The sequence below is a fragment of the Janthinobacterium sp. EB271-G4-7A genome (assembly GCF_020858075.1).
GTDB lineage: Bacteria > Pseudomonadota > Gammaproteobacteria > Burkholderiales > Burkholderiaceae_D > Janthinobacterium > Janthinobacterium lividum.
Map to the genome: position 1 here is coordinate 3,571,526 of NZ_JACYMI010000001.1, position 13,153 is coordinate 3,584,678.

Below are 13,153 nucleotides of genomic sequence, written 5' to 3' on the forward strand. Positions count from 1 at the left end.
GAAAATACTTATTTCGCTTGCCGGTTGGTCATCACCACGCCGGCAATCGTCACCGCGCCGCCCACCAGCATCGAGGCCAGCACCGGCTCGCCCAAGAGCGCCGCCGCCAGCACGATGCCGAACACGGGCACGAGGTTGTTGAAGACGGCCGTGCGCGACGGGCCCAGCGCTTTCACACCCTCGTAATACCAGACAAAGCCGATCACCGTGCCGAACACGCCCAGATAGCCGATGGCGGCCCACACTTGCCAGCCAAAGCTGTGCCATGGCACGCTCGGGAATTCCACGGCCGCCCCCACCAGCAAAAAGGCCAGGCCCCACATCGACGCATACGTGGTGGCGGCAATCGGGCTCAAGCCCTTCAGCGCGACCCTGCCGATCAGGGTGTAGGCGGCCCAGCTGGAAATGCCGCAAAACATGAACACCTCGCCCATGCCGATGCCGCCACCCGTGCCGTGCAGCACGCCGGCGAGATCGCCGCGCGTGATGACGATGGCCGTACCGCAAAACGCCAGCATGATGCCCAGCCACTTGAAGGAACCGAGCCGTTCGCGGAACAGCATGGCCGAGGCCAGCGCCGTGACGATAGGGTTCAGGGCCACGAACAGGGCCGTGCGCCCCGCCGGCATGCGCGACAGGGCCGCCAGGAAGCACAGGTTGTATAAAAAAATGCCCGTCAGGCCCAGCGCGGCCGTCGTTGCCAACTGCTTGCGGTCCAGGCGCGGCAAGCCCCCTTCCAGTTTCCACGCCAGCATGACCAGCAACAGCACGGCCACGCCGAAGCGCCCGCTGGCGGCCGTCATGGGCGGCATCTGCTGCGCCAGCACGCGCCCCGCGATAAAGGTGCCGCCCCAGAACAGGGCGACAAAGATCAGTTTGATGTAGACGAGCGGCGATTGCACGGAAGGCAAGGCGGCTGATGGTATGGCGGAAGAAGACATGGAATATCCTGTATGGCCGCTTGCGCGGCGGGTGGCGTCCATATATATTAATACTAATATCAACTCATGAAATAATGAGTAAATACTCATAACTCAACAAAACCACACCATGACCTTCACGCAACTGGAAATTTTTACCCTGGTGGCCGAATTGCACGGCTTTTCCGCTGCCGCCGCGCAGCTGGGCATCAGCCAGTCGGCCGTCTCGCACGCCTTGAAGGCGCTGGAAAAGGAGATGGGCGTGGACCTCATCGTGCGCCACCAGGCGTCGGCCGAACTGACGGACGTGGGCCGCCAGCTGCTCGTGCGCGCGCGCGAAATCCTCGGCTTGTCGGAGGCCATGCGCCAGGAAGCGGCCGACGTGCTGGGCCAGCGCCAGGGCACCCTGCGCATCGGTTCCTTCGGCCCGACGTCATCGTTGAATCTGCTGCCGGCCATCACGGCCCAGTTTCGCCAGCGCTATCCGGGCATCGACTTGCGCATCGACGAGGGTGCAGACCATGAAGTGGTGCAGTGGATACGCGAACGCAGGGTCGATGTCGGCTTCGTCGTGCTGCCCGACGAGCGCTTCGACACGGCGCCGCTGGTGGAAGACCAGATGATGGCGCTGGTGCCGCGCAGCCATGCGCTGGCCAGCGAAACCGCCATCACCCTGGCGCAGCTGTGCGAAGGGCCGTTCATCATGTCCGAGGCGGGATGCGCCTGCCTGATCGAACCGCTGTTCGCCAACGCGGGCTTGCAGCCGAACGTGCCCTATCGCATCAGCCAGGTGATCACCATCCTCGACATGGTCAGCCGCGGCGACGGCCTGTCCATCGTGGCAGAACTGGCCCTGCCGCAGCGCCTGCGGGAGCAGTATCCGGAACTGGTCGCCCTGCCGCTCAATCCACCCGTCAGCCGCAAGGTGGGCCTGGCCGTGCGCGACCGGCGCCAGAATACGCCCGCCACCAACGCCTTTTTCGAGGTGGCCAGGCAGATGGCGCCGACCCTGGCGCCCCGCCGCGCTTGAGAGTTTAGAAAGTCTCCCATTCCTCGCTGCGCTCCGGCTTGACGGCCGCCGCCTTTGCCGGAGTGCTGGCGAGGCGCGGCGCCATCGGGGCGCGCACCACGGGCCGAACGGGTTGCTGCTGCTGCTGCGGCGGCGGCGCCTGCCCCTCATCGAGCTTGAACACGCCCACCACCTGCGCCAGGGTGCTGGCCTGGTCTTGCAGGCTTTCCGCCGCAGCCGCAGCCTCTTCCACCAGGGCCGCATTCTGCTGCGTCACCTGGTCCATCTGCGCGATGGCCTGGTTCACCTGCTCGATGCCCGAACTCTGCTCGGCGCTGGCGGCCGTGATCTCGCCCATGATGTCGGTTACGCGGCGCACGCTGTCGACGATTTCCTGCATCGTCGCGCCAGCCTCGTCGACGAGGCGCGCGCCCGAATCGACCTTGCCCACCGAATCGTCGATCAGCAGCTTGATTTCCTTCGCCGCGCCGGCGGAGCGTTGCGCCAGGCTGCGCACCTCCGTCGCCACCACGGCAAAGCCCCGCCCCTGCTCTCCCGCGCGCGCCGCCTCCACGGCCGCATTGAGCGCGAGGATATTCGTCTGGAAGGCGATGCCGTCGATGACGCTGATGATGTCGACGATCTTCTTCGACGAATCGTTGATCGAGGCCATGGTATCGACCACCTGCGCCACCACTTGCCCGCCCTTGCTGGCCACGCCGGACGCCGATTGCGCCATCTGGTTGGCCTGGCGCGCATTGTCCGCATTCTGTTTCACCGTGCTGGTCAGCTCCTCCATCGAGGCGGCCGTTTCTTCCAGCGAACTGGCTTGCTGTTCCGTGCGCGACGACAGGTCCTGGTTGCCGGCGGCGATTTCCGACGAGGAAACCTTGACCGATTCGCTGGCCGTGCGGATTTTCACGAGAACGGCGGCGATCTTGTCGATGAAGCGGTTGAAGGCGCCGGCGATCTGCGCCAGTTCATCCACGCCGGAAGCGTCGAGGCGGCGCGTCAAATCGCCTTCGCCCGAGGCGATATCGTCGAGCGCGTCGCGCACCAGCTCCAGGCGCTTGAGCATTTTAAAGACCAGCAGCGACAGCAGCAGCGCCGCCAGCCCGGTCAGCAGCGCGGCAGTGACGGTGGCTGTCGTCAGCATGGTCTGCAAGGCTTGCATGGCTTCCTGCTGGTCGAGCACCACGGCCAGCAGCCAGTCGGTGCCCGCCACGCGCGTGACGTACAGCATGCCGTCGCGCTCATTGAGGCGCACGGCCTCGCTCGTGCGCGTGCTTTCCAGCCGGTTGACCTGCGCGGCCGACAGCGCCGCATCGAGTTTCGCCACCGGCTGCAGGCTCAGGTCCTTGTTCGCATGGGCGATGATGGTGCCGCTCTGGTCGACGAGGAAGGCAAAGCTGTGCGGGGTCGGCTTGATCGCCACCACGTTGGCGATCACCGTATCGAGCAGCACGTCCGCGCCCGCCACGCCCAGCAGCGCCTCTTTCGGGCCGACGGGCGCCGTAAACGACACCACCAGCTTGTGGCTGGCCGCGTCCACATACGGCGGCGTGAGCATCGGCACGCCCGCCTTGACGGTGTCCGTGTACCAGGCGCGCGCCGTGGGATCGAAATCGGCCGGGCGGCCCGGATGGGTAAACACGGAGCGCTTGTCCGCATAGCCGATGAACACTTCCGCAAAATCGCCGGCCTTTTCCGCGATCTGGAAGGCGCGCAGCGGATCGGGCGTCTCGGCGGACATGACAACGGATGCCATGACCTTTTTCTTGCCATCGACCCATTGCGCCAGCACGGCCGACTGGCTTTGCAGCAGTTGCTGCATCTGCTGATCCGACGACGCCAGCATGCTGCTGCGCGTCGTCACGTAATTGGCAACCGACAAGGCCAGCATGGACAGTACGACAATGGCCACGCAAATGAGCACCAGCCGCGTGCGAAGGGAAGACAACATGATGGACTCCTCGTTTCGATTTTAATGGCGTGAAACAGTGCTGTTGCACCGCTTTCTCTACGCAAGCATTTTCACACAAAAATCGGAACAATTTTCATCAATATTCGGAATACAACACATATATTTCCGTGTGGAAACCTATCGAACCCTGTCAACCTATCAGCGGATCAGCCCCCTCAAGCCGCTGGCCCGCTGCGTGCGGCGCAGGATCGCGTCGAACAGCACGGCCTGCGTGGGCGAGACGAGGGTAAAGAAGTCGCGCGCGCGCGTGATGCCCGTGTAGACCAGTTCGCGCGCCAGCATGGCGCCGCCTTCCTGCGGCAGCACCAGCACCGTGTGGCGAAATTCCGAGCCCTGCGATTTGTGCACCGTCATGGCGAACGCCGTCTCCACGTGGCGCAGGCGCGTGGCCAGCACGCTGCGCACATTCTCGCCCTCCAAAAAATACACGCGCAGGGAACCGGGTCGCGCAGGATCGCGCAAGGTCAAGCCGATATCGCCATTGAACACGCCGGTGCCGTAGTCGTTGCGCGTGACCATCACGGGACGGCCCACATACCATTCGCTGCGGCGTATCAAGCCATCCTTTTCCAGCCGCAGTTCGATGGCCGTGTTCAGGCCCGCCACGCCCCACTCGCCTTCGCGCACGGCGCACAGGATGCGGAACGATTCAAAACTGTGCAGCACGGCGCGCACCCAGTCGTCATGCTGCGCGTAGCCTTCACCGCCCGCATTCACCAGTTCCAGGTAAGGCTGGTAGCCGCCCGGTGCGTCGGCGCGTCCGCGCAAGGCCAGGCGCAGCACGTCTTCCTGCTGCGCCGGCACGCTCCACGCCAGCTGGCCGCCGCTGTCGCCGGCGAAGCACGCTTTGGCCAGATCGGGCCTGCCGCCATTCACGGCCAGCGCCAGCTCGCCGATCGGACCGCTGAAGCGGTGGCTGTGGCGCAGCATCACCGTCTGCTGCGCCAGCGCGCCGGCGGCACCGGCAAAATCAGCGGGTATGGCCACGCCGCTGGCCGCCTGCGCATACGCGATGGTGGCGTCCGTGTAGCCGCCCGCCTGCGCGTCGTGGCACAAGTCGCCCAGCACGGCGCCCGCTTCCACGGACGCCAGTTGGTCCTTGTCGCCGAGCAGTATCAGGATCGCCGTGGACGGCAAGGCATCGAGCACGCTGGCCATCATCTCCAGGTGCACCATCGACGCTTCATCGACGATCAGCACATCGACGTCGAGCGGATTGCCCGCGTGATGGGCAAAGGCGCGCGTCTCGGGCCGCGCACCCAGCAAACTATGCAGGGTGCGGGCCGCCCCCATGCGCCGCGCCAGTTCCTGCAGGGGCAAGGCATCGCCCGCCTTCGCCGCCAAGCCTTCCAGCGCCTTGTCGATCGACTGTTTCAGGCGAGCGGCCGCCTTGCCCGTCGGCGCGGCCAGTGCGATGCGCAGCTGCTCCGGCTGCGGCGAGACGGCAAACAGCAGTGTCAAAAGGCTCGCCACCGTGTACGTCTTGCCCGTCCCCGGCCCGCCCGTGATGATGGCCACCTTGCCGCGCAGGGCGATCGCGCACGCCACTTTTTGCCAGTCCGGGCCACCATCCTGCGCGGGCTGGTCGAACAGGATGTCGAGCCATTGCCGCACCTGCGCCAGCGGGGGATCAATCAAATCCTGTGCGCGGAGGGCGATTTTCTCGCCCACCAGGCTTTCGTCGCGCCAGTAGCGGCGCAGATACAAACGGTCGCCATCGAGCACCAGCGGCTGGCGCGCATCGGCCGCACCGACCTGCCACACTTGCGGCGCGCCGGCCAGCAGCGCGCGCCAGCCATCGACGCTGTCCGGCAGCGGACCGGAGACGGCCAGCACGGCATGCCACAGCTCCTCGCTCCAGCCCAGCAACTGCGACGGTTCGCTGGCCAGTTCAAACAGCATCAAACAACTGTGCCCCCGCCCTTCCAGCTCGGACAGCACCACGCACGCCACGGCCACGGCCGGCGCATACGGCGCATTCTCGTTCAGGCTGGCGATGAAGCGGGCAAAGGCGGCGCTCAGGCGGCGCAGATGGCCCGCTTCGGCCACGCCGTCAAAGTGGGTCAACAAGGCATCCATCTGCAAGGCATCCATCTGCTCATTATGCTGCATGGTGTTCCGTTTCTTCTAACAGTTGATCGAGGCCGTTCAGCAATTCCAGCTGCGGCGCCAGCCAGTAGCAGCCATGTGTATCCGCATTCGCGATGCCGCGCAGGAACAGGAAGATGGCGCCGCCCAGGTGCTCAGCCGCATCATAGGCATCACCGAGCCGGCTTTTCAGCAACCGGTGCAGGGCCAGCATATAGATGGCGCCCTGGATATCGTAGCGGTGCTGCGCCATGCCGGCGGCCAGCGCCTGCGTGTGGTAGGCACCATCGTTGGCGCCCAGCGCATTCGACTTGTAGTCGAGCACCCAGTAGCGGCCATCCCGTTCGATGACCAGGTCGGCAAAGCCTTTCAGCATGCCGTGCAGCTGGCGCCGCGGCAGCACGGGACGCGGCGCGCCATCGAGCAGCAGGCGCGTGCACAGCTGGTCGAGCGCCCCCGTGGACAAATGCTCGCTGGGGAACCAGAACTCCATCTCGGACAGGGTGCTATCGAGCTGCGACAGCGACGCATCGAGCAGCGGCAACGGCGTGAGGGCGATTTCCCTGAGCCAGGCGATGGCGTCTTCCTGGCGATGGCCCCAGCCGGCCCGCTCGCAGCGCGCGGCCAGACGGGTGTCGAAGTGCGCCTCGTGGACGCTGTCAAAACCTTCGCTGCCCATCCACTCGAGCTGCTCGTGCAGGAAATTGCCGGGCACGGAGCCGCGCGGGAAGCGGTGCCATGGCGCGTCGCCCATGTGCATCGGCGAAGTCACGGCGACGGCCGTGCCATCTTCCAGCAGGGTTTCTTCCAGCGCCCGCTGCGGCACGTGCGCGGCCGCCACGGCGCCGATCTGGCGCGTCAGCGACGTAAAGCTGCCTACCGACCAGTCGCGCTCGAACTCGCCCACGAACACGGGCGCGGGACGCAACTCGGGGCGCCGCTCGACCCGGTCCAGCACCGTGCAGGCATCGGGCTGCGCCAGAGAACCCACGTAGATGGCGTCGCAGTCACCCGCCACCTGCTGCCAGCGCAGCAGCAACTGGTCAAACGGCAGCTTGTCGCCGCCCGTCAGCAGGTAGCCGAGCGCCGATTCGTGCAAGGTGTTCTCGCCCGCCTTGCGCGCCGCCTGGGCGGCCACGCCCAGCCACAGGAAGTGGCGCGCGCGCGTCAGCGCCACGTACAGCAGGCGCAGGTCTTCCTCGATGCGCGCCTCTTCGACCGCCGCCATGGCTTCGTCGGACAAGGACAAGTCGAGGCGGCGTTCGCCATCCTCGCCCGCATAGTCGAAGAAGCTGCGGTTGCGTTTATCCACCTTGCGCGCCGTGACGGCGAACGGCAGATACACGAGCGGATATTCGAGCCCCTTGGACTTGTGCACGGTGATGACCTTGACCAGCTCCGCATCGCTTTCCAGGCGCAGCACGCGCTCGTCGCCGCCCTCGCCTTCGCCGGCGATCTGCTCGGCCAGCCAGCGTATCAGCGCCTGCTCGCCATCGAGCTGGCGGCTGGCCGATTGCAGCAGTTCGGCCAGGTGCAGCAGATTCGTCAGCCGCCGCTCGCCGCCCGTCTGCTGCAGCAGCATGGCGGGCAATTGCAGCTCGTGGATGAAGCGGCGCAGCATGGCCAGCACGCCCTGGCGCTGCCAGATCAGGTGCAAGGCCTTCAACTGCTCGACCCTGCGTTCCCATTCCAGTTCATCGCTGGACAGGCGCGCCAGCTCGCCCAGCGACAGGCCGATGGTGCGCGTGGCAAAGGCGGCGCGCGCCAGTCCCCCGTCGAGCGGATTGGCCAACGCCGCCAGCCAGCGCAGCACATCTTGCGCTTCCTCGCTGTCGACGACGGAATCCTTGTCGGACAGGTACACGCTGGCGACCCGGCGGCGCGCCAGCGCGCGGCGGATGGCGGCCGCTTCCTTGCGGTCGCGCACGAGGATGGCGATATCGGCCGGCTGCAGGCGCGTAAAACCGTCGGGGCCAGTAAAACCGGCTTGCGCATCGCCCAGCATGGCGACGATATGTTCGGCGCAGTGCTGCGCGAAATACTCGCGGTAGCTGTCGCCGCGCAGCCCTTCATCGCTGGCGCAGGCGGCCAGCAGGGCCGGCAGCGGGCCGCTGGCGTTCACCAGGTATTCGGCGCGGCCCTTGGCATCGACGGCTTCGAACGGCAGCGGGTTCTCGCCATTTTTCCGGTAGCGGAAGGCACCAAGCGGCACTTCGGCGCGCTCGGCGTGCAGGAACAGCTGGTTGACGGCCGCCACCAGGGGCGCCGTCGAACGGTAGTTGGTGCCCAGCTGGTAATGGCGTCCCGTCGTCGCGCGCCGCGCCGCCAGGTAGCTCTGGATGTCGGCGCCGCGAAAGCCGTAGATCGACTGTTTCGGGTCGCCGATCAGGAACAGGCCCAGGGCCGGATCGTTGTCGGCAATGCGGTACAGCAGATTGAAAATCTGGTACTGGGCGGGCGCCGTATCCTGGAATTCATCGACCATGGCCAGCGGATACTGGTCGATGATGCGCTGGCGCAGGGCCGTGCCATTCTCGCCGGCCAGCGCGTCGTGCAGGCGCTGCAGCATGTCGGCAAAGCCGAACTGGCGCGACTGGCGTTTTAGCTGGTCCATGCGTCGCGCGATGGCCGCCGCAGCATGCAGGTGCAGCTTGTGCGCCAGCGGCGTGAGGCCCGCCAGGGCGATGCCCAGCCCTTCCGTATGCTCGAAGCACTCGGGCACCTGGGCCGTGAAACTCTTGGCAAACGCATCCTCGATGCCGAACGGCGTCAATCTCTCCCACGCCTTGGCCGTGATGGCCGGCTGCAGCAGCAGCGGGTCTTGCGCCCAGCGGCGCAAGCCATCGAACCACTTCGCCAGGTTCTCCGGCTTCATCTTGACGCCGTTAAAACACTTGGGATTGGCGGCGCGGTGGTCGTTGATCCAGGCGGCCATCTTGTCCACGCGCTCGACCCATCCCGCCTTCAGGGTAGCCAGCTGCGCGGCCAGCGCCCGCTGTTCGCGCGCGATCAGCGCGGACAACGGTTCCTCGTCCGCCATGCCCATGATGTCCGCGCGGCGCGCCAGCTCGCGCGCGCCCTTCTTCAGCGCCCCGACGTCGGGCCAGCAGGCCAGCAGCACGTCGAGCGCCTGCGGCGGCAAGGGATAGACTTGCTGGCGCCAGTAATCGTGGGCCGCATCCTCGAACAGGGCTTGCTCGTCGCTGACCAGTTCTTCGTCGAACAGGCTGCCGCTGTCGAACGCGTGCTCGCGCAGCATGCGCTGGCACCAGGCGTCGATGGTGAAAATGGCCGCTTCATCCATCGTCTCGGCGGCCAGCATCAGCCGATGCGCGGCCTTTTGCCGTTCGCTCTCGTCCGGATAGGACTCGAGCAAGGCGTCGAGAAAGGGGTCGCTGCCGCCGGATTCAATGCCAAATTCGTGGCGAAAATAGGCGGCCGCTTCGATCAGGCGCTCGCGCACGCGGTTCGACAATTCGCGCGTGGCGGCGCGGGTAAACGTCATCACGAGGATGTCGGCCGGCAGCAAGGGACGCGTAAAACGGCTGTCGTCGTCGCCATGCCCCAGCACGAGCCGCACGTACAGCGCGGCGATGGTCCAGGTCTTGCCCGTGCCGGCCGACGCTTCGATCAGGCGCGAGCCGTGCAGCGGGAACGCCAGGGGGTTGAGCAGATGGCTCGTCATGGTTCTTCTCCCGCGCCGTCTGCGGGCGCGCTGATAGGGTCGATCGTGATGTGTTCCTGCAGCCAGTCGGCCAGCGGGCCATACAGCTCGCGCGTGCAGTCTTCCCAGGCCTCTTCCGCGGCCAATGCGGAAAACTCGGGCCACAGGCGCGCCAGGCACAGTTCTTCGCGCTCGCCGGAGACTTCAAAGCCGCCGTCGTAGACGGCCCGCGGGTCGCCCTGCTGCACCAGCGCGAGGCCCGTCTTGCACGCCGTCGGCAGCGGATGGTTCATGCCTTCGCGCCACAGCGCCAGCAAGGTGGCCAGCGCATCGCGCGACGTAGCCGGATCGAGCGGCGCCATGCTGACGATGGCGTCGCGCGCCACCAGGTAGCCGGTGACGGGGAAACCGAGGGCGGCGGCGGCCAGCTGGCGCAGCCACATCAGCATCAGCTTGTCGCCGCGCGCCAGGCCGCCCTTGTCCGTCACCTTCGAGGAAATCTGCATCAGCCAGGCCGTGTCCTGCCCGTTGCTGCACAATTTGTCGAGCCAGTCGTCGATCTGCAGCTCGCCAAACGGCAAGTTGATGGCGCGCTTCTCGGCCGCGTACGGAAACGAGGCGCGCAAGGACAGCCACGCGCTGCGCACGGGCACCAGCGCCTCGACCAATTGCGCCTGCACTTGCCGGCCGATCAGACCGATGGGCAGCACGCCTTCGCGCGCCAGCTTTTCCGCGCGCGCTTCCAGGCTGGCGCGCACGTCATCGAGCGCTTCGACGGCGCCGCCGTCGTCCAGCATGGTGTCTTCCAGCAGATAGCGCTCGAGCGCGTTCAGGCCAAACGGCTCTTCATCCTCGCCCAGCATGGCCGCATCGGCGAAATACACGCTCAAGCGGCGGCGGAAAAAGTATTTGACGGGCTGGCGCAAAAAGCTGGCCAGCTCGCCCAGTTTCAGCCGCGTGCCGGGATCGAGCTCGTAAGGGCCAAGCGCCAGTTCCTCGGCCTGCGCATCCGCATCGGCATGCGCCACGCGCCATTCGCGCGCGTAGGTCAGCAAGCCATCGGCCTCGAAATAGCGGCGGCTGAACGGCTGCAGCGCATGCTCGGTGGTGAGCGATACAAGGTGCCGGTCCAGCGACCAGCCGGCGGCCAGGTAATCGCGCAGCTGCGACACCAGCACGGACGGCGGCTGCTCGGAATTGTCGCGCACATTGCGCCCCACCCAGCTCACGTACAGCTTGTCGCGCGCGGCCAGCAAGGCTTCGAGCATCAGGTAGCGGTCATCGTCGCGGCGCGAGCGGTCGCCCGGGCGCGCCATGCCGGGCAGCGCCAGCAGGTCGAAATCGGCCTTCTGCGCGCGGCGCGGGAAATCGCCATCGTTCATGCCCAGCAGGCAGACGACGCGGAACGGCACGGCGCGCATCGGCATCAGGGTGCAAAACGTGACGCCGCCGGAGACGAATTGATGGTTCAGGGTCGGCTCGTCCAGTGCGCCCAGCCACGCCACGCGCAGCACGGACAGCGGTACCTGCTCGACAAAGCCCGCATGCTCGCAGGTTTCCAGCCAGCCCTGCAATGCGCCTTCCAGCTGCGCCAGGGTCAAACGGTCGCCCTCGTCGTCAGCATCAAAGAAGGCGGCCAGCAGCGCGCGCGCCTGCACGCCCCACTCGGTTGGCGTGCGCGCGCCTGCCAGCACGGTGCGCCAGTGCAGCAGCGCCTCGACCAGCTGCGCAAGGGACCCCGCCAGCGCCGCATCGAGGCCGCCCACTTCCGCATACGGCTCGATGCCGCCAAAGCTGGCGCCACTGCCGCTGGCATAGCCGAGCAGCATGCGCCGCACGCCGAATATCCACGCATTCTGCTCGCCGGCCGCGCCCAGCCCCAGGCCGGCGCGGTGTTCCTGGTCCAGGCCCCAGCGCACGCCGGCCCCTTCGATCCACGCGCCCAGGGTGGCCAGGTCGTCCGGCTGCAGGCCGAAGCGGGCGGCAAGCGCCGGCACGTCGAGCAAGTCGCGCACCTCGCTCTGGCGGCAGCGCTGCTGCGGCAGCTGCAGCAGCCACTCGAGCGCGACGAGCAGCGGATTGACGCTGCGGTCCTTCACGTCGCCGATCTCGAACGGAATGAAACGCTCGTCATTGCGCCGGTACTGGCCGAAGACGGCGTGGATGGCGGCCGTAAAAGTGTCGATGTCGGGCACCATCACCACCACGTCGCGCGGGCGCAAGCCCGTCTGGGCGCTGTGCGCGAACATGGCCAGCAGCTGGTCGTGCAGCACTTCTACTTCGCGCTGCACGCTGTGCGCCACGTGGAATTCGATCGAGCGGTCGCCTGGCTCGGGCGGCACTTGCTCATGCTCGGCCAGCGGGCGCAGTTCGCGGATCGCCACCTGCACCTGCTGCAGCAGGGTCTCGCCCGTTTCCTCGCCAAACAGGTCGATGCGCAGGCTGTCGTCGCGCCCCTCGGCTTGCGCGTGTTCGTCGAATTCGTCGAGCATGCGGATGAAATCGCGCCCTTGCCTGCCCCAGCTGGCCAGCAGCGGGTGGCTGTGCGCATGCAGTTCTTCCAGCGGAATTTGCGCCAGGTCGGTGCCGTTGCGCTGCCGCTGACGCTTGTTTTGCGCGCGCAGCAAGTCGCGCCCGTCGATGATGTCGCCCCAGTAAAACTGGCACGGATTGGGCACGGCCAGCACCACCTGCGTGTGGCGCGCCAGCGCGGCCAGCGCCTGCAAGGTCTGGTACGGCAAGGCCGACACGCCAAACAGCACGACGCGGCGCGGCAGCTTGCCGGCAGGCGCATCGCCGGCGGCGATCGCTGCCAGGAAGGCGTCGTGGATGTCGGCGCGGCCCGTGTCGCGCTCGAACGCCTCGACATCGGCAGCCACGGCGCGCCACAACTGCGCCTGCCAGCGCTGGTCTTCCTTCAATGCGATGGATACACCGCGCGCCGTGCGCAACTGGTCGCTACCCGCCGCCCAATCGGCCAGCCAGTCGGCGCGGTAGACCTGGTACTGGTCGAACAAATCGGCCAGCCGCTCGGCCAGCTGCAGCCGGCGCTCGCTGTCGCCATCGGCAAGGAAGTAGCGCAGCGGCGCGAAGACCGGGTCGGCCAGCAAGGACGGCAACAGGCGCATCAAACGCCACGTCAGCGGGGACTTATCGAACGGCGACACGCGCGGGACGCGCTCGCGCCCCAGCATGCCCCGGTAGCTTTCCCATAGCAGGCGCGCCGGCAGCGCGATGCGCGTGGCGGCGCACACGCCCATCTCCTCGGCCAGGGCGATCTTCAGCCACTCGGCCACGCCGTTTGACTGCACCAGGAAGATATCCGTTTCCAGGGGCGCCAGCGGATGCTGGCGCAGCCACTGGAAGACAGCGGCGCGCAGCTGTTCCAGCTGGTTGCCATGCAGGATGAGGAGGCCGGGCGTAACGGGAGTATGCATGCTGATCCGATGGGTTGCCGCGCCTCCGGCCGGGTGGCCAGAGACGTCAAA

6 protein-coding genes are annotated in these 13,153 nt (G+C 66.8%); 1 reads left to right on the forward strand and 5 read right to left on the reverse strand.

What is annotated here, in order from left to right:
* Positions 1-8: 8 nt before the first annotated feature.
* Entirely contained in the window at positions 9-941 is a 933-nt protein-coding gene (locus IGS58_RS16055) for a DMT family transporter (protein ID WP_230522014.1), read from the reverse strand.
* Between the two features lie 109 nt (positions 942-1,050).
* On the opposite strand from IGS58_RS16055, the gene IGS58_RS16060 reads away from it, so the two are divergent.
* Complete coding sequence (locus IGS58_RS16060; protein ID WP_070253645.1) at positions 1,051-1,950, forward strand: LysR family transcriptional regulator; 900 nt, start codon at positions 1,051-1,053, stop codon at positions 1,948-1,950.
* Between the two features lie 4 nt (positions 1,951-1,954).
* On the opposite strand, the gene IGS58_RS16065 is transcribed toward IGS58_RS16060, so the two are convergent.
* From IGS58_RS16065 to recC, 4 genes are all read right to left on the reverse strand, one after another.
* Positions 1,955-3,892, reverse strand: a complete 1,938-nt coding sequence (locus IGS58_RS16065) for a methyl-accepting chemotaxis protein (RefSeq protein WP_230522015.1) — start codon at positions 3,890-3,892, stop codon at positions 1,955-1,957.
* Between the two features lie 159 nt (positions 3,893-4,051).
* Complete coding sequence (recD, locus tag IGS58_RS16070) at positions 4,052-6,025, reverse strand: exodeoxyribonuclease V subunit alpha (RefSeq protein ID WP_230522016.1); 1,974 nt, start codon at positions 6,023-6,025, stop codon at positions 4,052-4,054.
* A complete protein-coding gene (gene recB, locus IGS58_RS16075; protein WP_230522017.1) occupies positions 6,015-9,686 on the reverse strand; it encodes an exodeoxyribonuclease V subunit beta in 3,672 nt (1,223 codons plus the stop codon). The genes recD and recB overlap by 11 nt, the downstream gene beginning before the upstream one ends.
* The gene (recC, locus tag IGS58_RS16080) at positions 9,683-13,102 is read right to left on the reverse strand and encodes an exodeoxyribonuclease V subunit gamma (RefSeq protein WP_230522018.1); all 3,420 of its coding nucleotides are present in this window, start codon (positions 13,100-13,102) and stop codon (positions 9,683-9,685) included. The genes recB and recC overlap by 4 nt, the downstream gene beginning before the upstream one ends.
* Between the last annotated feature and the right edge of the window lie 51 nt (positions 13,103-13,153).